The following is a 24,078-nucleotide window of genomic DNA, read 5'->3' as shown; positions in this document are numbered from 1 at the left end:
AGGCGCCATGACCCTCACCCCCGGCGGCACCACCCACCGCCGCACGCTGCGCTGGCAACTTGCCCGCGTCCTCGACGTCCGCGACGAGACCCCGCGCGCCCGCACCTTCCGGCTCCTGCTGCCGGAGCCGCGCCGCCACCTCGCCGGGCAGCACTACGTCGTGCGGCTCACCGCTCCCGACGGGTACACCGCCTCCCGCTCCTACTCGGTGGCGTCCGCCCCCGACGACACGGGCGAGATCGAGCTGACCGTCGAGAAGCTCGACGACGGTGAGGTCTCGGAGTACCTGCACGACGTCGTCGAGCCGGGCGACGAGCTGGAGGTCCGGGGGCCCGTCGGAGGCTTCTTCGCCTGGGGCGGGAAGACGCCCGCGCTTCTCGTCGGCGGCGGGTCCGGGGTGGTGCCCCTGATGGCGATGCTGCGCCAGGCCCGCGCCATCGGCCGCTCCGACCTGGTCCGCCTCGTCGTCTCCGCGCGCTCGCCGGACGACCTGTACTACGCCGACGAGCTGCCCGGTCCCGAGAGCCTCGTCGTCTACACGCGGCAGGGCCCGCCAGGCGCCGACCGCACGGCGGGCCGACTCGCGGTGGCGGACGTGGCTCCGCTCGTGCGTGGCGGCGAGACCGTCTTCGTCTGCGGGTCTCCGGGCTTCGCCGACGCCGCGACCGCGGTGCTGATCGCGGCCGGCGTGCCCGTGGAGGCGATCCGGGTGGAGCGTTTCGGCCCGTCCGGCTGACCCTCGCCCGACCGCCGCGCGCTCCTGCGCCGAGAGCCTCCCCCGGGGGGACAGCGCATCGTGTGCGGGACAGCGACGCCCTGTGACGGCATTCCCCTGCGGGTGAACGCAAGGGACACCTTCGCGTGGAAGGTCCGCTCGGCCGGGGACGGAACCCGCTACGCACGTCAAGCTGTGCCCATGCAACGCAAGCCACTGGTCGCCACCACCCTGGTCAGCGCGGTGGTCGGTGCCGTACTCGCTGGTCTAGCCCCTGCCGCCCTCGCGTCCCCACCCGGCTCCGTCGACGCACCCCTGAACCGCGGGTGGGTGTCGAGCAGCAATAACCACGGCTGGGACCACGACGAGCGCGCCGACCTCACGTCCGCCGACTGACCGTCCCCCGACGCCGACCCCGACCCCGACCCCGACAGGCTGGGCCTGCCCGCCCGCTTCGCCCCGCGCCGGCCGCCGCCGCACACCCCCTCCGGTGCGGCGGCGGACCGGAGGCGGACCGGGCCCCGCCAACGTCCGTCCCTACGCGTTGCCGCTGCCGTCGCCTGCCATCCGGCGGTAGACGGCAGCGGCCGCGCGGGAGAACCCGTCCGGCACGCCGACAGCGGCCATCGCGTCCGCGGCCTCGTCCATCTCCCCCGCCCAGCGCCACGCCTTCGCACCCGCCTTCGCCGCCACGCCCTCCACCACTGCGTCCAGGTGCACCCCGTCGCGGGCCAGTTGACGGCGCAGGGCCTCGTCCACCCCGTACGCCGTGGCGGCGTCCGCGATCGCCTGCCACGCCGCAGGCAGCGCCTTGCTCTGCACCGCGTAGCAGGCCTTCAGGGCGCTGGCCGCGCCGAGCCCCGGGCCGAGCACCTGCGCCTCGAACGGCGAGCCCGCGAACAGCGCCGCCACCGTCTTGGCTGCGGCGCCCGAGAGCCACAGGACGGTCCTGCCCGCCTTCCACGCGGGCGGGCCGATGACGGCCCCGTCCACGACGCGGTCCGGGCCGAGCACCTCACCGATCCCCTGCACCGTCGCCGGGGAGACGGCGTTGGCGTCGAGGTAGAGCGGGCGGCGCGGGTGATCCGCAAGCGCCGCCGCCACCTCCTCCGCGACCTCCCGGGCGGCGTGCGGCGGGCAGATCGAGACGATCACGTCTGCCCGTCGCGCCAGCGCGGCCACGTCGGGCACGCCCACGAGGTCGGCCAGCTCCGCGCGCTTCGACGTGCTCTGGCTACGCCCGGCGGCCGCCCAGATCACGGCGCCCGCCACGGGCTTGAGCGCCGACCCGATCGCTGCGCCCATTGCGCCCGGGTGCAGCACACCGATGACCGGACGGGGAGGGAGGGAGTGGTCCATCTGGGCATCATCGTCCATCCCCCGGCGTTCGCCTGGGAGGGATCAGCGCTCTCTCCCTGCCCGCGCCGCACCGCAGGAGGATCGACCAGATGGAGACACGGACGCCGACCGGGCTCGGTGAGGTGCCGGCTACGGCGAACCCCCACAGCGAACGCGCCGCGTCATGAGCACGGGCAGATTCGAGCGCAGGGACCTCGCGGACTTCCTCCGCCGCCACCGCGGCCGGCTCACCCCGGCGGCCGTGGGACTGTCCCCCAGCGGCAGCCGACGCACGGCCGGGCTGCGGCGCGAGGAGGTCGCGCAGCTCACCGGCATGTCCGTCGACTACTACGTGCGTCTCGAGCAGGGGCGCAGCCCGCACCCGTCGCAGCAGATGCTGCGCGCGCTCGCCAGGACGCTCCGCCTCACCGATGACGAGCACGACCACCTCTTCCGGCTCGCCGGCCACGAGCCGCCCGCCCGCACTGGTGCGAGCGCGCACGTGCGCCCCGGCGTGCTGCTCGTGCTCGACCGGCTCGACGACTGCGCGGCGTTCGTCGCCTCCGACACGGGGGTGACGCTCGCGCAGAACCGGCTCGCGGCGCTGCTGATCGGCGACATGGCCACGCGCACCGGACCGGCCACGAGCGCGCTCTGGCGGTGGTTCTGCGACCCTGCGGAGCGCAAGCGGTACCCGGCGGCCGACCACGAGCACCAGAGCCGGGTGCGGGTAGCCGACTTCCGCATGACGTGGGGGCGCCGCCGCTCCGACGCCGACGTGCGCCACCTGCTCGCCGACCTGCACGCGAACAGCCCCGAGTTCGCCCGCATGTGGGCCGACCACGAGGTCGCGGCCCGGCACGAGGACCACAAGCGGCTCGTGCACCCGGCCATCGGCACGATCGGGCTCCGGTGCGAGGTACTCCTCCAGCCCGACGACGGCCAGCAGCTCGTGCTGCTCACGGCTGCTCCCGGTTCGGAGGACCAGGAGAAGCTCGACCTGCTGCGGGTGATCGGGGATCAGACCGGAAGCGACCAGGCGGACATCCGCCGCTGACCGCTGCTCGACCGCCCTGGAGTCAGCCGCCCGCGACGAGCCGCTCCGCCTGCGCCCGCAGGTCCAGCAACAGCGGGGCCGCGCCGGGCACCACCAACGCGGCCAGCAGGAACACCGCCACCGTGAGGGCGGGCGCCACCAGCCACGTCTCCACGGACCCCCCGGTGCGGAACCGGAGCGGCCGTGGGCTGCCCACGGGGTACCAGTGCCGCTGCCGGATCCGCAGCGGCCACAGCAGCGGGGCACCGGTCTCCGTCACGGCGTCGCCGATCGAGTGCACGACCATCCCGAGGGTCACCGCGGTCCCGAGCCACCCGGCCGTGCCGGCTGTGCCGCCCGGCACGAACTCCTCCACCGCGTACGTGAGCCCGGCGGCGATCACCAGCGACGGGGGCCCGGGCACCAGGGCGTCGAGTCCCTTGATGGCCAGCGCGATGCACACGAACAGCGTGCCGATGAGCACCGGCGCGCCCCAGCGACCCGACGCGAGGTTCACGCCCACCCCGAGCAGCACGGCACCCGCAACGGTGTGGGTGAGCCCGCGGTGGGTGCCGCGGCCGGTGTCGCGCCGCCCCTTCGTCAGGTCGTAGACGAGCCCCGACAGCGGCCGCACCAGGTGGCAGGCGATCCACGAGGCCACCGAGAACCGCCTCGTCGCCATCGAGGAGGGATGGTCGAGGTCGGGGAGCAGCGCCGCACCCGCGCACACCGCGGCGAACGTCAGCACGCTCCCCGCGCTCGGCTCGACATCCACCAGCCGCGGGGCGAACCCGGCGACCGCGAGCCCGAGGGCCGCCCCCGACAACGCGTGACTGACCCCCAGCACCAGAGGACGTTAACCCGAACACCCGTTCGTGTCGCCGAGGCGCGCCGAGACCGCGACTCGCGCGCATCCAGACCCCGACTCGCGCACACCCAGACCCCGACTCGCGCACACCCAGACCCCGACTCGCGGAAGTCAGGGCCCAGTCCGCGAGTCGGGGCGTGAGTGCGCGCGAGTCGGGGCGTGAGTGCGCGCGAGTTGTGGGATTCAGGTGCCGGGGAGGCCCAGATGCTTCAGGATCTCCTCGGCCGCGAGCGTGGCGGTGAGATCGCCGGCGCGGACCTCGGCCTCCAGACGGGGCAGCGCGTCCCGCACGCCGGGGTCGGCGTGCAGGCGGTCCATGAGCCGGTCGCGCACCATCGCCCACATCCACTGCACCTGCTGCTCGGCCCGGCGCGCGCTGAGCTCCCCCGCCGCGTCGAGCGCCGCCCGGTGCTCCTCCACCGCCGTCCACACCTCGGCCATGCCGGCGCCGGTCTGCGCGCTGCATGGCAGCACCGGCGGGCGCCAGGCGGCGCTCGACGGCGTCAGCAGCCGCAGTGCGCCCTTCAGCTCGCGGGCCGCCGCGCGGGCCTCGCGCTCGTGTTCCCCGTCGGCCTTGTTGACGGCGATCACGTCGGCGATCTCCAGGATGCCCTTCTTGATCCCCTGCAGCGCGTCCCCCGTGCGCGCGATCGTGAGCAGCAGGAACGTGTCCACCATCGCGGCCACGGCCACCTCGGACTGGCCCACACCCACTGTCTCGACGAGCACCACGTCGTAGCCGGCCGCCTCCATCAGCACGATCGTCTCGCGGGTCGCGCGGGCCACCCCGCCGAGCGTGCCCGCGCTCGGCGACGGCCGGACGAACGCGCGCTCGTCGGCGGCGAGCTTCGCCATACGGGTCTTGTCGCCGAGGATCGAGCCCTTGGTCCGCGTCGACGACGGGTCGACCGCGAGCACGGCCACCCGGTGCCCGTCCCCGGTGAGCCGGGTGCCGAGCGCCTCGATGAACGTCGACTTTCCGACGCCGGGCACGCCGCTGATCCCGACGCGCCGGGCGCCGCCGACACTTCCCATGCTTGCTCCGCCTGCGCTCCGCGAGGCCGGCAGCAGCTCCATGAGCAGCTGCTGCGCGGCATGGCGGTGGTCGGCGCGGCTGGACTCGACGAGGGTGATCGCGCGGGCGAGCTGCGTCCGCGAGCCGTCCAGCACCCCCTTGACGAGGGCGGGCACGTCGACGGGACGGGCCATGTTACGGCGCGGTGTGCAGCTGCGCGGTGAGCTTGCCGAGCAGGTCGACGGCGGCCTCGGCGATCACGGTGCCGGGCCCGAACACCGCGGCGGCGCCCGCATCGAACAGCGCGGGGTAGTCACCCGGCGGCACCACCCCGCCGACGACGATCATGATGTCGGCCCGGTCCAGCTCCGCGAGCTCCTTGCGCAGCTCCGGCACCAGCGTCAGGTGCCCGGCAGCCAGCGAGTTCACCCCGACGACGTGCACGTCGGCCTCCACGGCCTGGCGCGCCACCTCGGCCGGGGTCTGGAACAGCGGGCCCACGTCGACGTCGAACCCGAGGTCGGCGAACGCCGTGGCGATCACCTTCTGGCCCCGGTCGTGCCCGTCCTGGCCCATCTTCGCGACGAGGATGCGCGGCTGGCGCCCCTCCTCCGCCGCGAACTCGGCCACGAGCTCCCGGGCCCGTTCTATCGCCGGGCTCTGGCCGGCCTCCTCGGAGTACACACCGGAAATGATGCGGATCTGGCCGGAGTGGCGCCCGAAGACCTTCTCCAGCGCGTCGGAGATCTCCCCGACCGTGGCCTTCGCCCGGGCCGCCGCAACCGACAGAGCCAGCAGGTTCTGCTCGTCGGTGCGCGGGGAGCCCTCGGCGATCAGCGCCGCCGCGTCCGTCAGGGCCTGCAGCACGGCGTCGACCTCCCGGGAGTCGCGCTCCTCGCGCAGCCGCCGCAGCTTCTCCACCTGCTCGCGGCGAACGCCGGCGTTGTCGACCTTGAGGACCTCGACGTCCTCGTCCTGGTCCACCACGTACTTGTTCACCCCGATCACCGGCTGGCGGCCGGAGTCGATGCGCGCCTGGGTGCGCGCCGCGGCCTCCTCGACGCGCAGCTTCGGCAGCCCCGCGTCGATCGCCTGCGCCATCCCGCCCGCGCGCTCCACCTCCTCGATGTGCGCCCACGCCCGGCGCGCGAGGTCGTAGGTGAGCCGCTCCACGTAGTGGCTGCCGCCCCATGGGTCGATCACCTTCGTGGTGCCCGACTCCTGCTGCAACAGCAACTGGGTGTTGCGGGCGATCCGGGCGGAGAAATCCGTCGGCAGCGCCAGCGCCTCGTCCAAGGCGTTGGTGTGCAGGCTCTGCGTGTGCCCCTGGGTGGCCGCCATCGCCTCCACACACGTGCGGACCACGTTGTTGTAGACGTCCTGGGCGGTGAGCGACCACCCCGACGTCTGGCAATGCGTGCGCAGGGAGAGCGACTTGTCGTTCTGCGGGTCGAACTGCTTCACCAGCTTCGCCCACAGCAGCCGCGCCGCGCGCAGCTTCGCGACCTCCATGAAGAAGTTCATGCCGATGCCGAAGAAGAACGACAGCCGTGGGGCGAACCGGTCGACCGAGAGCCCCGCGTCGATCCCGGCCCGCAGGTACTCGACGCCGTCGGCGAGCGTGTAGGCCAGCTCCAGGTCGTTGGTGGCCCCGGCCTCCTGGATGTGGTAGCCGGAGATGGAGATCGAGTTGAACCGCGGCATCTCGCGCGAGGTGAACGCGAAGATGTCGGAGATGATCTGCATCGACGGCTGCGGCGGGTAGATGTAGGTATTGCGGACCATGAACTCCTTGAGGATGTCGTTCTGGATGGTCCCCGTGAGCCGGTCGTGCGGCACACCCTGCTCCTCGGCCGCCACGATGTAGAGCGCGAGCACGGGCAGCACCGCGCCGTTCATCGTCATCGACACGGACATCTCGCCGAGCGGGATGCCGTCGAAGAGCTGGCGCATGTCGTAGATCGAGTCGATGGCCACACCCGCCATGCCGACGTCGCCCGCCACGCGGGGGTGGTCGGAGTCGTAGCCGCGGTGCGTCGCGAGGTCGAACGCGATGGAGAGGCCCTTCTGGCCCGCGGCGAGGTTGCGCCGGTAGAAGGCGTTGGACTCGGTAGCCGTGGAGAACCCCGCGTACTGGCGGACCGTCCAGGGCTGGGTGGTGTACATCGTCGGGTACGGGCCGCGCAGGTATGGCGCGATGCCCGGGTAGGTCCGCAGGAAGTCGACGCCGTCGAGGTCGGCGGCGGTGTAGAGCGGCTTGACGGCGATGCCCTCCGGCGACTCCCAGGTGGGGACGTCGCCTGTCCACCCGGTGGCGGGCGCTGCGGTGCTCTCCAGCGGGACCTGCGTGAAGTCCGGGACGGTCATGCGGACACCTCCAGCGCCATGTCGATCGCCTCGTACACGGACCCGATCACGGCGAGCGCGTCGCCGCCCGCCGCCATGTGCCCATCGACCTCTTCGACCCCGGCCTTTCCCGCCAGTAGGACGTACCGCGCTCCGGCGTCCCGCAGCGCCGCGACGGTCTCGGCCCCGCGCTCGCCGTAGAGCGCGTCGGTGGAGCACAGCACCGCGACGGGGGTGCCCGCCTCCCGGAACGCCTCGGCGACCTCGGCCGCGGTCTCCGTCGGCCCCGCGTCCGGCGCCTCGATGCCCCCCGCCTGGAGGAGGTTGCGGGCGAAGCCGGCCCGGACGGTGTAGGCCGCGAGCGGACCGAGGGTGGCGAGGAACGCGCGCGGCCGGGCGCCGGTCTCGGCGAGCATGGCGTCCGAGCGGTCCCGGAACGCCTCGTACGGCTCCGCAGGCCGGTACCGCGGGAGCCCGCCTGCGGGCGGCTCCGGCAGCGCGCGCCGGGTGACGGCCGGTTCGGCGAGGTCGGCGAACTCGCTGACACCCGTGATCGGGGCCTTCCGCCGGGCGGCGGCCGTGCGGCGCCGCTCGCGCACCTCGCCCACGCGCTCGGCCACCAGTCCGGCGTCCAGCGCGGCGACCGCCCCGCCCGCCGCCTCGATCTCCTGGAGGAACGCCCACGCCGCGGTGGCCAGCTCCGCGGTGAGGGACTCGACGAGCCACGAGCCACCCGCGGGGTCGATGACCCTCGCCGCGTGCGCCTCCTGCACCAGCAGCGACTGGGTGTTGCGCGCGATCCGGCGGGAGAACCCCTCGGGGGCGCCGATCGCTGCGTCGAACGGGGCCACCGTGACGGCGTCGGCACCGCCCACACCCGCGGCGAAACCGGCGACGGTACCTCGGAGCAGGTTCACGTACGAGTCGCGGCGGGTGAGCATCGCGGGCGAGCAGACGGCGTGCTGGGCCTGCGGGACGGGCGCCCCGCACGCCTCCGTGACCCGCGACCACAGCCGACGGGCCGCGCGCAGCTTCGCGATCGTCGGGAACTGCTCTGCGGTGGCCGCGTAGCGGAACTCGAGCAGGCGCGCGGCGCCCGGGACGTCGAGACCGGCGCCGGTCAGCTCGCGAAGGTAGGCGACCCCCGCGGCGAGCGACCAGCCCAGCTCCTGCGCGTCGGAGGCGCCCGCGAGGTGCACCGGGAGCGCGTCGACCACCACAGCGCGGACCTGGGGGAACTCGGCGGCCACCCGCCGGGCGAGCGGGACGACGGCGGCGACGTCCGGCCCGGTCCCGGTGCGGGCCCGCCGCCCGACCGGGTCGAGCCCGAGTGTGCCGAGCAGCGCGTCCGGAGCCACCCCGCGGTCGGCGGCGAGCGCGAGGAACGCCTCCGCGGCGGCGAGTTCGGCGTCCGCGGCGTCGCCGGAGGCGTCGAGTACGACGGGCGCGAGGTCGAGCAGCACGCCGTCGAGCGCGGCGGGGATATCGGCCACGGGGACGCCGCCGGTACCGACCGCGAGCCACACCGACGTGACGCCGTTCTCGAGATCGGCGATCACCGCCGCGTTCGCGGCTTCGGCGTCCGGCTCCGCGTGCCGCTGCCGGACGTCCCAGCCGTCGGGCGCCGGACCGTTAGGGCGGGAGCCGCGGACGAACGGCGCGGCGCCAGGTACACCTGCTGTGTCGTCCCGGGCGTCGTCGGCGGTGTAGAGCGGCCGCATGGTGATGCCGTCGGGGGTGGACCAGCAGAGCTGGTCGACCCCGGCGCCCGGCTCCGCGTCGGCGCCGAGCCTGCCGGCCTTCCGCACGACCTCGTCGACCAGCGCGGCCCACCCCTCGCGGGTGGGCGCCGGGAACCCGGCCGCGAGGGGCAGCTCCTCGGGCTCTGCGGGTGCGCCCTCGTCGAGCGCGCCGCTGTCCACCTTGGCAGTGTTCATCGCCCTCGACTCCTCTGCGACCCACGCGGCCGCCGCTGTGCCGTGTGCGGTCAGATCGCCAGGATTCTACTGACCGGTCACCTCGGCGCACGCGCCATGACGACCGTGATCCGAGGCACCTTTCGTCGTGCCGCGGCCCGTCACCGCAGGTCAGGCGAGCACAATCGAGCCGCCCTCGACCCGGATCGCCCGCTCGGGGAGCGGGCTGCCCGCCGGGCCCGCGACCACCGACCCGTCCTCGACCGCGAACTGGCTGCCGTGGCAGGGGCAGTTGATGGTGCCGTCCGCGATCTCGTCGACGGCGCATCCCTGGTGGGTGCAGGTGGCGGAGAACGCGTGGAACTCCCCCGCAACGGGCTGGGTGACGACGACGTCCTGCTCGGCGAGGACCACTCCCCCGCCCACCGGGACGGCGGACGTGCTGACCAGCGGGGCAGGCCCGGCCGCGGCCCCAGGAGCGGCGGACGGGTCGGCCGGCACCGTCGGGGGCACCTGCTGCGCCGCAGGTGCCGGAGCGACCGCGGCTGCCGGCGCGCCGGAGCGGTAGCTCGCGCAGGCGCTCAGGGCGGCGACGCACGCCGTGCCGCAGGCGCCTGCCACCACGGCGCGCCGAGTGAGGTTGACGGACATGGTCCTCCTAGAACGTCAAGCCGGACGTGGTGAAGAACCACACGGCCGAGCTGAGCCAGACTGCGGTCATGGCGGTGAAGAGAGCCCCGCCGAGCAGCGGCAGCGCCGACCGCGGCCCGCGGGCCTGCTGCAGCACGAGCATCTTGGTGACGAACACGCCGTAGAAGAAGCACGCGAGAAGCGAGTGCAGGAGCACCCGCGTGTCGCCACCTTGGAAGCCGAGCGCGTAGAGGCAGTGCACGGCGACCGGCACCGTCACGAGCACCGCGATCCGGCCGGACCACCGGTGCAGCACGGGCACCCACGCCGGTGGGCGGACCACCGGCGGCACGCGGCGCCGGTACATGGCCGACGCCGTCCCCATCTGAACGAGCGCCAGCACGAACGCCACCGTGGCGAGCCAGGCCTTCACCGCGGTGCCGCTGGAGAAGCCTGCGAGGCTGACCGCGACGAACTGAGGCTCGTGCAACCGCCCGTACGCGCCGAGGCCGACCGCGGCCAGCGAGCCGATCGCGGCGGCGACCAGCAGGCCCCGTGGCCCGGAGCTCGCGGCGCGGCGGCCGGGGTCGGTCGGGGAATCGGCGTGGGGGTCGACGTCGAGCCTCGTGGGCGGTTCGGTCCGCTGCTCGGGGAGCGGCTCGGCGCGCCACCCGGCGCGGGCCTTTGTCCGGACGTTCATCGCCGGATCACCGCGTCGCCGCCGTCGATCACGGAGACGGCCACGGGCACGCCGTTCACCTCGACGGCGTAGGGGTCGGCCGGGTCGAGGGCGGGCGCCGGGCCGCGCCGCCCCGCGCTGTTGGCCACCCCCGTGACCTCGCCGTCACCGGTGACGATCCACCCGACCCGGGTTGCGACCCCCCGGACGCTCGCGTTGCCCTCGTACAGCCCCGCGGGCGCGTCGACACGCGCCGCGGAGAACGGCCACTTCGTCCCCCCGACGGTCACCGTGCCGAGAGTGGCCGCAGCAGTGGACGTGCCGGTCACAGTGGCGGTGCTGCCGTCGGCGCCGCGCAACGTGAGCAGGTCGCCCTCGAGCGTGCCCTCGAGCCATGCCTCGATCTCGTCGCCGTCGCAGACGTACCCGACGGCCCGCCCGTCCTTCACCGCGATCGCGACCGTCGCCTCGTTGCCCGCCGTCCGCCCCGCGTAGGACTCCTCGGCGACGGCAGGGGGTTCCGGAGCAGGAGGGGGTTCCACGGCAGGCGCGGGATTGGGCGCGGCGGGGGCGGCGAGAATCGGCGGGACGGGCGGCGCGGCGGGGCCACCCGGCGACTCCCCGACGACGCCGGGTACGTTCGCCGGGTTGTTCACCTCGTTGACGACGAACAGCGCCCCGCCCAGCGCAGCGACGGCCGCGAGTGTCGCGAACGGTGCATACCTGGCCATGGTCTCCCCCCAGAGATCTCGGGCCCGGTCGAACCGGACCGTGCTCAACCAGCACACGGCCGGGCGCCCGAAACGGTTCATGACTTTTCGGGACGTTCCAGGACAGTCGGCAGGAACTGGGCGTGTCGCCGATGAACCGTCGGCCCCGGCCACACGTGTGGGTGGCAGGAGCCGCTAGGGTTCCGCGCTCGTCCAGGCCCGACCCAGCCCCGGGGAGCCCCCGCCCATGCCCGACGCCCGTGATCGTGACGAGGCACTGGTGCACACCATCTACCAAGAACACGGGCGCGCGCTGCTGGCCTACGCCACACGCTTGACCGGTGACCGTGCCACCGCTGAGGACGTGGTGCAGGAGACGCTGATCAGAGCCTGGCGACATCCGGAGGTCCTCACCAACGGCAAGGGATCGACGAGGGGGTGGCTGCTCACCGTGGTGCGCAATCTGGTCACCGACCGCTTCCGGGCCAAGGCGGCCCGGCCGCAGGAGGTCGCGGAGAACCCGGACGCCCCGCCGATGGTGCGCGACCACGCCGACAGCGTGGTCGCGTCGGTCACCGTGATGGCCGCGCTCGACGAGCTGTCCGAGGACCACCGGGGGGTGCTGGACCAGATCTACTTCCAGGGCCGCAGCCTCGGCGAGGCCGCGACCGCGCTCGGCATCCCGGCCGGCACGGTCAAGTCCCGGTCCTACTACGCGCTGCGGGCGCTGCGGGCGTCGCTCCAGCGTGACGGAGAGCCTGCGGAGAACGGGGTTCCGGCATGAACCGCCACCCCAGCCCACACGACCTGGAAGAACTGGGCGCCCACGTCCTCGGGCTGCTCGACCCCGCGCAGTCCCGCGCGGTCGAGGAACACCTGGCCGGCTGCCCCGAGTGCCGTCGCGAGTGGGAGGAACTGTTCGAGATGGTCGACCTGCTCGACGACGTGCCACCGGAGGCATTCCTCGACGGGCCGCCCGACGGGGGCGACCTGCTGCTGCAGCGCACCCTGCGGCAGGTCCGCGATGAGGCGGGTGCGCGGCGCCGCCGCCGCGCGCTCGCGCTGGTCGGCGCGGCCGCCGTGGCGCTCGCCGCCGTGCTCGCGGGTGGTGTTGCGATCGGCCGCACCACCGCGCCGCCGGTCGTGGCCGCGGCACCCGCCCCGTCGGCCGACGCGATGGTGCTCACCGGCGGCGGCGACCCCGGCGTCTCCATGACGGCCACCGTCAGCCCCGCCGCGGGCTGGGTGCGGTTGCGCGCAACGGTCGTCGGTGTGCCGGCCGGTGAGCGCTGCCGGCTCGTGGTGGTGGCCGCGGACGGCAGGCGCGAGGTGGCCGGGAGCTGGCTCGTCTCGCCCACGGGCTGGCGCGACGGGGTGACGCTCGACGGCTCGGCGCTCGTCGCCCCCGACCAGGTCACGGCGGTGGTCGTGGAGAACGAGGCCGGCCACGAGTTCGCGGTGGCCCAGACGTAGAAGGCTGTTCCAGAGATCCACGACACCCTCCGTTCCGCCGAACTTCTACTTCCTGTAGAACTACTACAGGACGTAGAAGTTCGACGATCGGAGGCGCGGTGTGAACGCCCTGGACCTGGCCAGGTGGCAGTTCGGGATCACGACGATCTATCACTTCCTGTTCGTGCCGCTGACGATCGGGCTGTCCGTGGTCGTCGCCGCGCTGCAGACCGCATGGCACCGCACCGGGCGCCCCGAGTACCTCCGGGCCACGAAGTTCTTCGGGAAGCTCTTCCTGATCAACTTCGCGATGGGCGTGGTGACCGGGATCGTCCAGGAGTTCCAGTTCGGGATGAACTGGAGCACCTACTCCACGTTCGTCGGTGACGTCTTCGGCGTCCCGCTGGCGCTGGAGGCGCTGCTCGCGTTCTTCCTGGAGTCCACGTTCCTCGGCCTGTGGATCTTCGGCTGGGACCGGCTCCCCCGGCGTGTGCACCTGGCGACGATCTGGGCGGCGGCGATCGGCTCCAACCTCTCGGCCTACTTCATCCTCTCCGCCAACGCCTGGATGCGGCACCCCGTCGGCTTCACCGTCGACCCGGCCACCGGGCGCGCGCACCTCACCGACATCGGCGCCGTGCTCACCAACCCGCAGGCCTGGTCGACCTACCTGCACGTCGTCAGCGCCTCGTTCGTCGTCGCCGGGCTCTTCGTCGTGGCCGTGAGCGCGTACAAGCTGCTGCACGCCGACGCGAGCCCGCACCCGAGCGAGCCGGGCATGTTCCGGCGCACGCTGCGCGCCGGTCTCATCACCACGCTCGTCGCCGGCGCCGTGGTGACGCTCTCGGGCGACCACCAGGCGAAGCTCATGGCCGAGTACGAGCCGATGAAGCTCGCCTCGGCCGAAGCGCTGTGGGACACCACCGACGCCGCGGGGTTCTCACTCTTCGCCGTCGGCAACTCCGAGATCAGCTCGGCAGGCGGCGAAGTCGCGATCGGGCGCAACTTCGTGGACCTGGAGGTCCCCTACGTCCTGAGCTTCCTCGCCACCGGCTCGCCCGCCGGCGAGGTCCAGGGCATCAACGACCTGCAGGCCCGGTTCACCGAGCAGTTCGGGCCGGGCGACTACACCCCGAACATCCCGGTGCTCTACTGGGCGTTCCGGCTGATGATCGGACTCGGCCTGGCCGGGGTCGGCGTCGGTGTGGTGGGCCTCTGGCTGACCCGCCGCAAGGCACCCCCGGTGCGCCCGTGGATGTACCGGCTGGCGATGGCGGGGCTCCCCGCGGCTCTCGCGGCGAACATCTTCGGGTGGGTGCTCACCGAGCTGGGCCGCCAGCCCTGGACGGTCGTGGGCGAGCTGCTCACCGCCGCGAGCGTCTCCCCCGGCGTGAGCCTCGGCGAGGTCGCGTTCTCGCTGTCGCTGTTCACCGCGATCTACGGCGTGCTCGCCGTGGTCGAGGGCCGGCTCCTCTGGAGCTACGTCAAGGCAGGCCCGGAGCACGTCATGCCCTACCCACGTGAGGGCGAGCGCGAGCCCGACAACGTCCCTGCGTTCACCTATTAGGAGAAGGCCGTGGATCTCCCCAGTGTGTGGTTCGTCGGGATCGCCGTGCTCTGGACCGGCTACCTGGTGCTCGAGGGCTTCGACTTCGGCGTCGGGATGCTGCTGCCGGTGCTCGGCCGGGGCTCTGAGCGCGAGGCCGACCGCCGGGTCGTGATCAACGCGATCGGCCCGGTGTGGGACGGCAACGAGGTCTGGCTCATCACCGCGGTCGGCGCGATGTTCGCCGCGTTCCCGGCCTGGTACGCGGCCACGCTGAGCGGCTTCTACCTGCCGGTCCTGCTGATCATCGTTGCGCTCATCGGCCGGGGGGTGGCGTTCGAGTACCGCGGCAAGGTCGACGACCCGCGCTGGCGGGCCCGCTGGGACGCCGTGATCGTCGCCGGGAGCGCGGTGCCCGCGTTCACATGGGGCCTGGTGCTCGCGAACGTCGTGCGGGGGGTACAGCTGGGCCCGGACGGCGTCGTCACCTCCAGCCTGCTCGACCTGCTCAACCCCTACGCCCTGGCGGGCGGGCTCGCGCTGCTCGCGCTGTGTGTGCTGCACGGCGCGGTGTTCCTCGCCCTCAAGACCGACGGGCCCGTGCGGCACCGGGCCAGGGTCGTCGCGCGCCGGACCGCCTCGGCGGCGACCGCTGCCGTGGTTGCGTTCCTGCTCTGGACGCTGGCCGACCACGGCACCGGCTGGACCGGTCTCGCCGCGGCGGCCGGCACGGCCGCACTGCTCGCCGCCGCGCTGCTCGTCGCGCGGCGCCGGGAGGGCTGGGCGTTCACGGCCACCGCGGTCTCGGTCGCCGCGGTCGTCGTGGTGCTGTTCGGCTCGCTGTACCCGGCCGTGCTGCCCTCGCTCACCGACCCCGCGTTCGACCTGACGGTCACGAACGCCGCATCCGGTCCGTACTCGCTCGGCGTGCTGAGCTGGGTCGGCGCCGTGTTCCTGCCGCTGGTGCTGCTCTACCAGGGCTGGAGCTACTGGGTGTTCCGCAGGCGGGTCACCCGGGCGCACGTCTCATGAGGCCGCTCGACCCCCGGCTGGTCCGCAGCACCCGAGCCGTGCGGGTGCACCTCGTCGTCACCGCCGCGTGCGGGCTCGCGCTGACCGGCCTGATCCTGGCCCAGGCCTGGCTGGTGGCCCGGATCGTCGCCGGCGCCGGGACACTCGGGGCCGGAACACTCGGGGCTGGGGAGCTCGCCGGCACCGTGGCCGCCGTCGCCCTCGTCGCAGTGGCCAGGGCGGGCCTCGCCACCGGCGCGGAGACCGCGGCGCTGCGCAGCGCCGCCCGGGTGAAGTCCGACCTGCGGCGCAGGCTCGTCCGGCACGTGACCGCGAGCGCGCGGCCGCCTGCCGTCGGAGCGGGCGAGCTGGTCACGCTCGCGACCCGCGGACTGGACGCCCTCGACGACTACGTGGCCCGCTACCTGCCCCAACTGGTGCTGGCCGCGCTCGTACCGCTCGCCGTTCTGGCCGTCGTCGCGCGGGCGGACTGGGTATCGGCGCTGGTGATCGCGCTGACGCTGCCGCTGATCCCGCTGTTCATGGCGCTCGTCGGGTGGCACACCCAGGCCCGCACCCGGCGGCAGTGGCGGCTGCTCGAACGGCTCGGCGGCCACTTCCTCGACGTCGTCGAGGGGCTGCCGACGCTCGCCGTGTTCCGCCGCGCGAAGGCCGAGGCTGCGCTCATTCGCAAGGTCACCGATCAGCACCGCAACGCGACGATGGGCACGCTCCGGGTGGCATTCCTGTCGGCGTTCGTGCTGGAGCTGCTCGCCACGCTCGCCGTCGCGATCGTCGCCGTCGAGATCGGGCTGCGGCTGCTGTACGGGCGTCTCGACCTGGAGACGGCGCTGCTCGTGCTCATCCTCGCCCCGGAGGCCTACCTTCCGCTGCGCGAGGTGGGCGCCCGGTTCCACGCCAGCACGGAAGGCGTGGCCGCCGCGGAGCGGGTGTTCGCGGTGCTGGAGAGCGGGCCGGCGCCGGCCGCCCCGGTGCCCGGCACGCTCCCGGCCGGAGGGCCGGAGATCCGCTTCGCCGGGGTGGGGCTCACCTACCCGGGACGCAGCGAGCCCGCGCTCGCCGGGGTCGACCTCGTGCTCGCCCCCGGCACCACCACCCTCGTCACCGGGCCGAGCGGGGCGGGCAAGACGAGCCTGCTGGCGCTGCTGCTCCGTTTTGCCAACCCGACGTCGGGCCGGATCACCGTGGGCGATCGCGACCTGGAGGAGCTCGACGCGGACGCCTGGCGGCGCCGGATCGCGTGGGTGCCCCAGCACCCGTACCTGTTCGACGCGTCGGTGGCCGACAACATCCGCCTCGGCGCCCCCGACGCGCCCGACGCCGCGGTGCGGCGGGCCGCCCGGCTCGCGGAGGCCGCCGACGTGGTGGCGGCGCTCCCCGACGGCTACGCGACCCGGCTGGGCGAGCGCGGGAGCCGCCTGTCGGCCGGGCAGCGCCAGCGGATCGCGCTCGCCAGGGCGTTCCTGCGGGTGGAGACGGCCGAGGCCGCAGGGAACGCGCCGGTCGTGCTGCTCGACGAACCGACCGCGCACCTCGACCCCGGGCACGCCGCGGCGGTGCGCGCCGCCGCCGCCCGGCTTCTCATCGGACGCACCGGAGTGGTGGTCGCCCACGACGGCGGCTGGACGGAGGTGGCCGACGAGGTGCTGGAACTGCCCAACCCGATGCCTGGAAAGCCACGTTCAGGGCGGGAGATGACTGCAACGTGGCTTTCCTGAGATCCGGGGGCCTGAGATCTGGGGGCCTGACATCCGGGAGCCTGGCATCCGGGGGCGCCTCTCCGCTCCTGCGGATGGTGGCCCTTGCGCGGCCGCGGGGGGTCCGGTTCGCGCTCGGGGCGCTCGCCGGGGCCACCGCCACCGCCGCGGGGGTCGCGCTGCTGGTCGTGGCGGCCTGGCTGATCGCCGCCGCCGCGGCGCAGCCGCCACTCACGGCGCTGAGCGTCGCTATCGTCACCACCCGGGCACTGGGCGTCACCCGCGGCGTGGCCCGCTACCTGGAACGGGTCGTCACGCACGACGCCGCGCTCCGCACGCTGGCGGACGTGCGGGTGCGCGTCTACGCACGGCTGGCCCGGACCGAGCCGGTGCACCGGTTCCGCAGCGGCGACCTCGTCACGCGGCTCGTCAGCGACACCGACGCCACTCAGGACCTCCTGATCCGCGGCCTCACCCCGCCGCTCGCCGCACTCGTCACCGGGGCCGGGGCGGTGGCCGTCAGCACCGCGCTGCTGGTTCCCGGCGGAGTGCTGCTGGGGGCCGGGCTGATGCTCGGCGGGGTCGCCCTGCCGCTGGCGGCTGCCGCTGCCGGCCGCGCGCCGGGCAGGCAGCGGGCCGCGGCCCGCAGCGCGCTCTCCGTCTCGCTGCTCGACGCCCTGCACGGCGCGCCCGACCTCGTCGCCTACGGGGCCATGCCGGCCGCGCTCGCGCGGGTGGAGGCCGCCGACGCCGAGCTCACCCGCGTCGAACGCCGTGACGCCGGGCTGCTCGGGCTGGGGGCGGGCGCGTCCGCCCTGCTCGCCGGGCTGACGCTGTGGGGCACGCTCCTCCTGGGTGTCGCCGCAGTGCAGGCGGGGGTGCTGACGACCGTGCCATTGGCCGTGCTGGTGCTCACGTCGCTGGCCGCGTTCGAGATCGTGGCGCCGCTGCCCGCCGCCGCGGCCCGGCTCGGGGCGGTCCGAGCCGCGGGAGCCCGGCTCTTCGGGGTGCTCGACACCCCGCCCGCGGTGGCACGGCGATCCGCCGTCCCGGACGTGCCGGACGCACCCGGCCTCCGGGTGCGCGACCTGCGCGTCCGCTACGCGCGACGCGATCCATGGGCACTCGACGGCGTGGATCTCGACCTCGCCCCGGGGCAGCGGGTGGCCGTCGTGGGGCCCAGCGGGTCGGGCAAGAGCACGCTGGCAGACGTCCTGTTCCGGTTCCGCGACCCCGACTCGGGCTCCGTGCTGCTCGACGGCGTCGACGTCACCACCCGCGAGCCGGACGCCGTGCGCGAACGGATCACGGGGATGCCGCAGGACCCGCACGTGTTCGACAGCACCGTCCGGGAGAACCTGCGGCTCGCCCGGCCGGGCGCGTCCGACCACGAGCTGTGGGGAGTGCTCCGCCGCGTGCGGCTCGACGGCGGCGTACGGGCGGCGGGCGGGCTGGACGCCGAGGTCGGCGCGCACGGGACCACCCTGTCGGGTGGAATGCGGCAGCGGCTGGCGCTGGCCCGCGCGCTGCTCGCCGGGGCAGACGGCGACCGGCCGCCGCTCCTGGTGCTGGACGAGCCCACCGCACACCTCGACCCCGACACCCGCGACGCCGTACTCGACGACCTGCTCGCAGCGACCGCGGGCCGGTCGCTCGTGCTCGTCACCCACGACCTCACCCGGCTCGACCAGCTGGACCAGGTCGTGGTCCTCGTGGCGGGCCGGGTCGTCCAGCGGGGGACGCACGCCGAACTTCTCGCACGGCCGGGCTGGTACCGCTCGGCACACGCGACGTCCACCTGCTCTCAGCCCCACCACAGCGAGGGCCTGCCAGTGTCCGGAGCCAAAGGGCGGGGCCGATAAGGTCCCGCCTCGCACCGTTCACTGACCGTCTAATGAGGTACCCGTGCGTTCTCCCCGCCTCCTCGCCGTGGTGCTCGCGGCGCTCGTCATGGCGCTGGCGGCCTGTTCCAGCGAGCCGCCGTCCGTCTCGGAGCAGACGCTGCAGGCGATCGAGGCCGACAACACGTTCTCCTGGACGCCGCAGGCGGGGAACCTCGACCTGGGTGTGACCCACACCGAGGACAGCCTCGACCCGGAGGAGCCCGACGCCGCCCGCCAGCGCGGGATGGACATCCTCTCCACCAACGGTGGGAGCTGGCAGAACGTCCACCTCATGGGTTTCGGCACCAACAACCCCGAGCCCTCCCCGGGACAGTACGACTGGGACACCTTGGACCAACGCATGCAACTGGTCGAGGAGACCGGCGGGCGGACGGTGCTCACCGCCTGCTGCGCCCCGGACTGGATGAAGGGCGGCCAGGCGGGCAAGACGGACTGGTCGCGCCTGGAGGTCGAACCCCAGCCGTCGCATTTCGCCGACTACGCCAAGCTGGTCGCCGCGACCGTCGAGCGTTACCCGCAGATCGAGCGGGTGCTGGTGTGGAACGAGCTCAAGGGCTTCTACCACCAGGAGGACAACCGCTGGGACTACGAGGGCTACACCGACCTCTACAACCAGATCTACCGGGCGGTGAAGGCGGTCCGCTCCGATGTCGAGGTCGGCGGCCCGTACGTGGTGCTCACCAGCCTCGACCCGGGCACGCCCGACTCGTCGGATGTCAGCGGGGCGTGGGGGGTGGCCGACCAGCGGGCGCTCGACGTCGTCGATTACTGGCTGCAGAACAACGTCGGCGCCGACTTCCTCGCGGTCGACGGGTCCACCTCCACCCGGCAGGACACACTTCCGAAGACCGTCGACCAGGGCGCACAGAAGTTCGCCGACCTCACCAAGTGGCTGCGCGCGCGGACCGACCTACCGATCTGGTGGGCGGAGTTCTACCCGGACGTGCCCAAGGGAGAGGAAGGAGCCGCGGACAGCCCGGCCAGCGCGGTCGCGACGCTCGCCGCGGTGGCCGCATACGCCCAGTCCGGCGCCTCGGTCGCGCTGCTGTGGGGCCCGCAGGGGCACGGGCTGCAGTACGCCGCGCTCTGGACCGACAGCACCCAGGACGACGGCGGGCAGCCGACGCCGCTCACCGCGGCCTGGGAGTGGCTCGTCCCCCGGCTCGCCAAGGGTGACGTGGAGATCAGCCGCTCGCGCACGCTCCCGCTCCTCGTGTTCCGCGCGCCCGATGGCGCGGTGGTCGTGAACCTGACCGGTGCGGACGCGCAGGTCACCCCGGAGACGGGGCCGGTTCCCGGATGGGCTGTGACGGTCACGAACCATGCCTCCTGAGCCGCCGGTCGGCGGCGAATGGTGGCGGTCGGCGGTCGTCTACCAGATATGGCCGCGCAGCTTCTCCGACTCCGACGGTGACGGCATCGGCGATCTCCCGGGGATCGCTGACCGGCTCGACCACCTCGCCGGGCTCGGAGTGGACGTGCTGTGGCTCTCGCCCGTCTACCCATCGCCGCAGGACGACGCGGGCTACGACATCAGCGACTACCGCGACATCGAACCCGTGTTCGGCACACTCGCCGACTTCGACGCGCTGCTGGCGGCCGTGCACGAGCGGGGCATGCGGCTCGTGATAGACCTGGTCGTCAACCACACCTCGGACGAGCACCCGTGGTTCGCCGAGTCGCGATCGAGCCGCGACAACCCGAAGCGGGACTGGTACTGGTGGCGCGACGAGGCCCCCAACGACTGGCGCTCGTTCTTCTCCGGGCCCGCCTGGGAGCGCGACGAGACCACGGGCGAGTACTACCTGCACCTGTTCTCCCGCAAGCAGCCGGACCTGAACTGGGAGAACCCGCAGGTCAGGGCCGCGGTGTACGAGATGATGCGGTGGTGGCTCGACTGCGGCGTCGACGGCTTCCGCATGGACGTCATCAACATGATCTCGAAGGACCTCGCGAGCGGGGAGTTCCTGTGCGGGCCCCGCATCCACGAGTTCCTGCAGGAGATGCACTGCGAGGTGTTCGCCTCCCGTCCCGGCACGTTCCTCACCGTCGGCGAGATGCCAGGGGTCAGCGTCGAGCAGGCGCGGCTGTTCACCGACCCGGCGAGGGCCGAGGTCGACATGGTGTTCCAGTTCGAACACGTCCGGCTCGACCAGGGCGCCACCAAGTGGGACCTGCGCCCGCTCGACCTGCGTGACCTCAAGGCGTCGCTCGGCCGCTGGCAGACGGGGCTGGCCGACGCCGGCTGGAACAGCCTGTACTGGAACAACCATGACCAGCCGCGCGCGGTGTCGCGCTTCGGCTCCGACGCTCCCGAGCACCGGGTGGCCTCGGCCAAGCTGCTCGCCACCGTGCTGCACCTGCAACGCGGCACGCCGTACGTCTACCAGGGCGAGGAGCTCGGGATGACGAACACGGCGTTCGAGTCGATCGCCGACTTCCGCGACATCGAGTCGCTGCGCCACTACGCCGAGGCCGTGGCCGGTGGCGCCGAAAGCGAGACGGTGCTCGCGGCGCTGCGCGTGATGGGCCGGGACAACGCCCGGACCCCCGTGCAGTGGGACGCGAGCGAGCACGCCGGGTTCACCACCGGCACGCCGTGGATCCCGGTGAACCCCAACCACCGGGAGATCAACGCCGCCGACCAGTGGGCCGACCCCGCGTCGGTGCTCCACCACTACCGCGCGCTCATCGCACTCCGGCACCCGGACTCCGAGTGTCACGAGCCCGCCGTCGTGCACGGCGACTTCACGATGTTGCTGCCCGACGACCCGACCGTCTACGCGTTCAGCCGCCGCCACCGCGACGACGAGCGGGGCGACGTGGAGCTGCTCGTGCTGGCGAACTTCTCGGCCGAGCCGGTGACGGCCGCGGTGCCGCAGGCCGACGCGTGGGACGGCGCCGAGCTGCTGCTGGGCAACCTCCCCGACGCTCCGGCGGCACCGGCCACCGCGCCGCTGCGCGCGTGGGAGGCCCGCGTGCTGCGCCGGGTCACCCGGTAGGCGCGTCCGCGCTCGGGTCAATCCCAGGCGCGTCCGCGCCGGGTAGCACCGTCAACGTGCTCGGAGTCTGCGGCAGGATCCGGGTGATGTAGGACTTCGCGGCCGCCGTGGTGCCGACGTCCTTGCCCGCCTGCTCCGACAGGAACCAGCGGTGCTCGAGGATCTCGTGGAACACCTCGGCGGGCTCCAGCCGGTCGGCCAGGTCCTCGGGCACCAGCGCCATCACCCGGTCGAACTGCTCGGCCCGCCACCGGTGCCCGGCCACGGTCTCCGGGACCGGCCGGCCCTCCTTCTGTTCCAGGTAGCCGCGGTAGCTGCGCAGGTCGTTGAGCAGCCGCCGCGCCTGGTTCTCGGTGACCTGCAGCCCGGTGAGCACGAACAGCTGGTTGCGGTGCCGGCCCGCCTCCGCCACCTGGGTGTGCACCCGCAGCCGCACGCCGTCATCGGTGGTGATCAGCTCGATCTCGTCGACGTCGAAGCCCAGCTCGTTGATCCGGTCCACCCGCTCGGCCACGCGGTAGCGCTGCTCGTCAGGGCGCAGCAGCTCCTCGCGGGTCAGCTCGTCCCAGAGGGCCTGGTAGCGCCGGGGCAGCTCGGCCGCGATCTCCACCGGGTCGACGTCCTCGGGCAGCAGCCCGCCGTACTGGAGGTCGAACAGCTCGCCGCCGACGCGCTCGGCCGCGTACTCGATGTCGAACCAGCGCTTCCCCTCCGACAGCGACGGGTGCAGCTCCGCGGTCTCGGCGTCGACCAGGTAGGCGCCGATGCTGCCCGCGTCGGGCCGGAACAGGGTGTTGGACAGCGAGCAGTCGCCCCAGAACAGCCCCGCCAGGTGCAGCCGGACCAGCAGCTCCACCATCGCGTCGACCAGCTGGTCGGTCGGCTGCGCGGTGTGCCCGTGGGAGAACACGTACCGGTAGGACATCGAGTAGTCGAGGAACCGGGTCACGAGCACCGCGTCCTGAACGACCCCGTCGACCGGGGGGCGTTCGACGCACACGCCCAGCACCGACACCGCCGGCATCCCCATCGACTCGAGCTGCCCGAGCAGCCGGTACTCCCGGCGCGCGAGCCGCTCGTCGATCTCCTTCAGCGCGTAGACCTTCCCGTCGACCTCGACGAACCGCACCACGTGCCGAGAGATGCCGCGGTGGACCACCTCGAGGAGCCGGTCGTCCTGCCACTCCTCGAGGGGCTCGTCCCACGGCAGCGACAGCAGCCCCGCCGCGTGGGCCGCCGGTGGCCGGAAGATGAAGCGCACGGAGCTACTGAATCAGGCTTTCGGACCGCCGGCCACGTACAGCACCTGGCCGGAGACGAAGCCGGCCTGCTCGCTCACGAAGTACGACACGGCGTGGGCGATGTCCTCGGGCTGCCCCGCCCGGGCCACCGGGATTTCCGCGGCCCGCGCGGCCACGTAGGTGTCCCAGTCCTGGCCGATCCGCTCGGCCGTCGCCTTCGTCATGTCGCTGACGATGAACCCGGGCGCGATGGCGTTGGCCGTGACCCCGAACTTGCCCAGCTCGATCGCGAGGGTCTTCGTGAAGCCCTGCAAGCCGGCCTTCGCGGTGGCGTAGTTGGCCTGGCCGCGGTTGCCGAGCGCGGACGTGCTCGACAGGTTGACGATCCGGCCCCATTTCGCCTCGACCATGTGCTTCTGCACCGCGCGGCTCATCAGGAACGAGCCGCGCAGGTGAACGCCCAAGACCGTGTCCCAGTCGACCTCGGTCATCTTGAACAGCAGGTTGTCGCGGGTGACGCCGGCGTTGTTGACCAGCACGGTCGGCGCGCCCAGCTCGGCGGCCACATGCGCGACGGCGGCCTCGACCTGCTCGGCGTCGGACACGTCGGCACCCACGGCGAGCCCGCGCCCGCCCGCCGCCGCAATGGCGTCGACCGTGGCCTTGGCTGCGGTCTCCTCCAGGTCGACCACCGCGACCGCAAGTCCGTCGGCAGCCAGCCGGAGGGCGGTTGCGGCACCGATCCCCCGCGCCGCTCCCGTCACGATCGCAACCCGCTGCGGGCTCTCGGCCATGTGCACTCACTCCAGTCGTCATCGGCGGCAGTACCCGCAGTCTCGGACACTGCACCGCCAAGGACACACGGGGGTGGGGCACGTCACCACTCGCCGCGGCCGCCGGGGTCACCCCGCCTGCTGAGGCTCTAGGAGCGCCCTGAACACCTCGGCCCTA

General features: G+C 73.4%; 21 protein-coding genes. 11 read left to right on the top strand and 10 right to left on the bottom strand.

The genetic code is table 11. From position 1 onward, the window contains the following. Positions 1–7 precede the first annotated feature (7 nt). Entirely contained in the window at positions 8–736 is a 729-nt protein-coding gene (locus ABD143_RS10995) for a ferredoxin reductase (RefSeq protein WP_343975259.1), read from the top strand. Positions 737–916: 180 nt separating this feature from the next. Next, on the top strand, positions 917–1,111 hold the full coding sequence (locus ABD143_RS10990) for a hypothetical protein (protein WP_343975257.1): 195 nt from the start codon (positions 917–919) through the stop codon (positions 1,109–1,111). Positions 1,112–1,252: 141 nt separating this feature from the next. On the opposite strand, the gene ABD143_RS10985 is transcribed toward ABD143_RS10990, so the two are convergent. Then, positions 1,253–2,074 (bottom strand): DUF1932 domain-containing protein, encoded by an 822-nt coding sequence (locus ABD143_RS10985; RefSeq protein WP_343975255.1) that lies wholly within the window; start codon positions 2,072–2,074, stop codon positions 1,253–1,255. A gap of 163 nt (positions 2,075–2,237) precedes the next feature. Here ABD143_RS10985 and ABD143_RS10980 point away from each other — a divergent pair, with 163 nt between their 5' ends. Next, positions 2,238–3,110, top strand: a complete 873-nt coding sequence (locus ABD143_RS10980; RefSeq protein WP_343975252.1) for a helix-turn-helix transcriptional regulator — start codon at positions 2,238–2,240, stop codon at positions 3,108–3,110. A 22-nt stretch (positions 3,111–3,132) separates the two neighbouring features. Here ABD143_RS10980 and ABD143_RS10975 read toward each other — a convergent pair whose 3' ends face one another. From ABD143_RS10975 to ABD143_RS10945, 7 genes are all read right to left on the bottom strand, one after another. Next, positions 3,133–3,936, bottom strand: coding sequence for a metal-dependent hydrolase (locus ABD143_RS10975; RefSeq protein ID WP_343975249.1), 804 nt, complete (start codon positions 3,934–3,936; stop codon positions 3,133–3,135). A gap of 204 nt (positions 3,937–4,140) precedes the next feature. Next, entirely contained in the window at positions 4,141–5,166 is a 1,026-nt protein-coding gene (meaB, locus tag ABD143_RS10970; protein WP_343975246.1) for a methylmalonyl Co-A mutase-associated GTPase MeaB, read from the bottom strand. Position 5,167: 1 nt separating this feature from the next. Continuing rightward, positions 5,168–7,339 (bottom strand): methylmalonyl-CoA mutase, encoded by a 2,172-nt coding sequence (gene scpA / locus ABD143_RS10965; RefSeq protein WP_343975243.1) that lies wholly within the window; start codon positions 7,337–7,339, stop codon positions 5,168–5,170. Then, a complete protein-coding gene (locus ABD143_RS10960; RefSeq protein WP_343975240.1) occupies positions 7,336–9,255 on the bottom strand; it encodes a methylmalonyl-CoA mutase family protein in 1,920 nt (639 codons plus the stop codon). The genes scpA and ABD143_RS10960 overlap by 4 nt, the downstream gene beginning before the upstream one ends. 150 nt (positions 9,256–9,405) lie before the next feature. Next, positions 9,406–9,885 (bottom strand): Rieske (2Fe-2S) protein, encoded by a 480-nt coding sequence (locus ABD143_RS10955; RefSeq protein WP_343975237.1) that lies wholly within the window; start codon positions 9,883–9,885, stop codon positions 9,406–9,408. 7 nt (positions 9,886–9,892) lie between these two features. After that, positions 9,893–10,564 (bottom strand): DUF6529 family protein, encoded by a 672-nt coding sequence (locus ABD143_RS10950; RefSeq protein ID WP_343975234.1) that lies wholly within the window; start codon positions 10,562–10,564, stop codon positions 9,893–9,895. Continuing rightward, positions 10,561–11,274: a hypothetical protein gene (locus ABD143_RS10945; RefSeq protein WP_343975232.1), complete on the bottom strand. Its 714-nt coding sequence runs from the start codon at positions 11,272–11,274 to the stop codon at positions 10,561–10,563. The genes ABD143_RS10950 and ABD143_RS10945 overlap by 4 nt, the downstream gene beginning before the upstream one ends. Before the next feature lie 226 nt (positions 11,275–11,500). Here ABD143_RS10945 and ABD143_RS10940 point away from each other — a divergent pair, with 226 nt between their 5' ends. From ABD143_RS10940 to ABD143_RS10905, 8 genes are all read left to right on the top strand, one after another. Further along, positions 11,501–12,037 (top strand): sigma-70 family RNA polymerase sigma factor, encoded by a 537-nt coding sequence (locus tag ABD143_RS10940; RefSeq protein WP_343975229.1) that lies wholly within the window; start codon positions 11,501–11,503, stop codon positions 12,035–12,037. Continuing rightward, the gene (locus tag ABD143_RS10935) at positions 12,034–12,726 is read left to right on the top strand and encodes an anti-sigma factor family protein (RefSeq protein WP_343975225.1); all 693 of its coding nucleotides are present in this window, start codon (positions 12,034–12,036) and stop codon (positions 12,724–12,726) included. The genes ABD143_RS10940 and ABD143_RS10935 overlap by 4 nt, the downstream gene beginning before the upstream one ends. A gap of 100 nt (positions 12,727–12,826) precedes the next feature. Beyond that, the gene (locus ABD143_RS10930; RefSeq protein ID WP_343975223.1) at positions 12,827–14,272 is read left to right on the top strand and encodes a cytochrome ubiquinol oxidase subunit I; all 1,446 of its coding nucleotides are present in this window, start codon (positions 12,827–12,829) and stop codon (positions 14,270–14,272) included. Positions 14,273–14,281: 9 nt separating this feature from the next. Continuing rightward, positions 14,282–15,283: a cytochrome d ubiquinol oxidase subunit II gene (cydB, locus tag ABD143_RS10925; RefSeq protein ID WP_343975220.1), complete on the top strand. Its 1,002-nt coding sequence runs from the start codon at positions 14,282–14,284 to the stop codon at positions 15,281–15,283. Beyond that, complete coding sequence (cydD, locus tag ABD143_RS10920) at positions 15,280–17,001, top strand: thiol reductant ABC exporter subunit CydD (RefSeq protein WP_343975217.1); 1,722 nt, start codon at positions 15,280–15,282, stop codon at positions 16,999–17,001. Before cydB ends, cydD begins: the two co-directional genes overlap by 4 nt. Positions 17,002–17,075: 74 nt before the next feature. Next, positions 17,076–18,842, top strand: coding sequence for a thiol reductant ABC exporter subunit CydC (gene cydC, locus ABD143_RS10915; protein ID WP_343975215.1), 1,767 nt, complete (start codon positions 17,076–17,078; stop codon positions 18,840–18,842). Positions 18,843–18,885: 43 nt separating this feature from the next. Next, a complete protein-coding gene (locus tag ABD143_RS10910; protein WP_343975212.1) occupies positions 18,886–20,217 on the top strand; it encodes a hypothetical protein in 1,332 nt (443 codons plus the stop codon). Continuing rightward, entirely contained in the window at positions 20,207–21,886 is a 1,680-nt protein-coding gene (locus ABD143_RS10905) for a glycoside hydrolase family 13 protein (protein ID WP_343975209.1), read from the top strand. The genes ABD143_RS10910 and ABD143_RS10905 overlap by 11 nt, the downstream gene beginning before the upstream one ends. Here ABD143_RS10905 and ABD143_RS10900 read toward each other — a convergent pair. Beyond that, a complete protein-coding gene (locus ABD143_RS10900; RefSeq protein ID WP_343975206.1) occupies positions 21,876–23,147 on the bottom strand; it encodes a DUF4032 domain-containing protein in 1,272 nt (423 codons plus the stop codon). The two genes, ABD143_RS10905 and ABD143_RS10900, sit on opposite strands and share 11 nt — an antisense overlap. 12 nt (positions 23,148–23,159) lie before the next feature. Continuing rightward, positions 23,160–23,921 carry a 3-oxoacyl-ACP reductase FabG gene (gene fabG / locus ABD143_RS10895; RefSeq protein WP_343975204.1) on the bottom strand — a complete coding sequence of 254 codons (762 nt, stop codon included), beginning with the start codon at positions 23,919–23,921 and terminating at the stop codon, positions 23,160–23,162. Positions 23,922–24,078 lie beyond the last annotated feature (157 nt).

The sequence above is a fragment of the Pseudonocardia aurantiaca genome (assembly GCF_039526725.1).
Classification (GTDB): Bacteria; Actinomycetota; Actinomycetes; order Mycobacteriales; family Pseudonocardiaceae; genus Pseudonocardia; species Pseudonocardia aurantiaca.
This window is presented reverse-complemented; position numbering and strand designations above follow the sequence as displayed.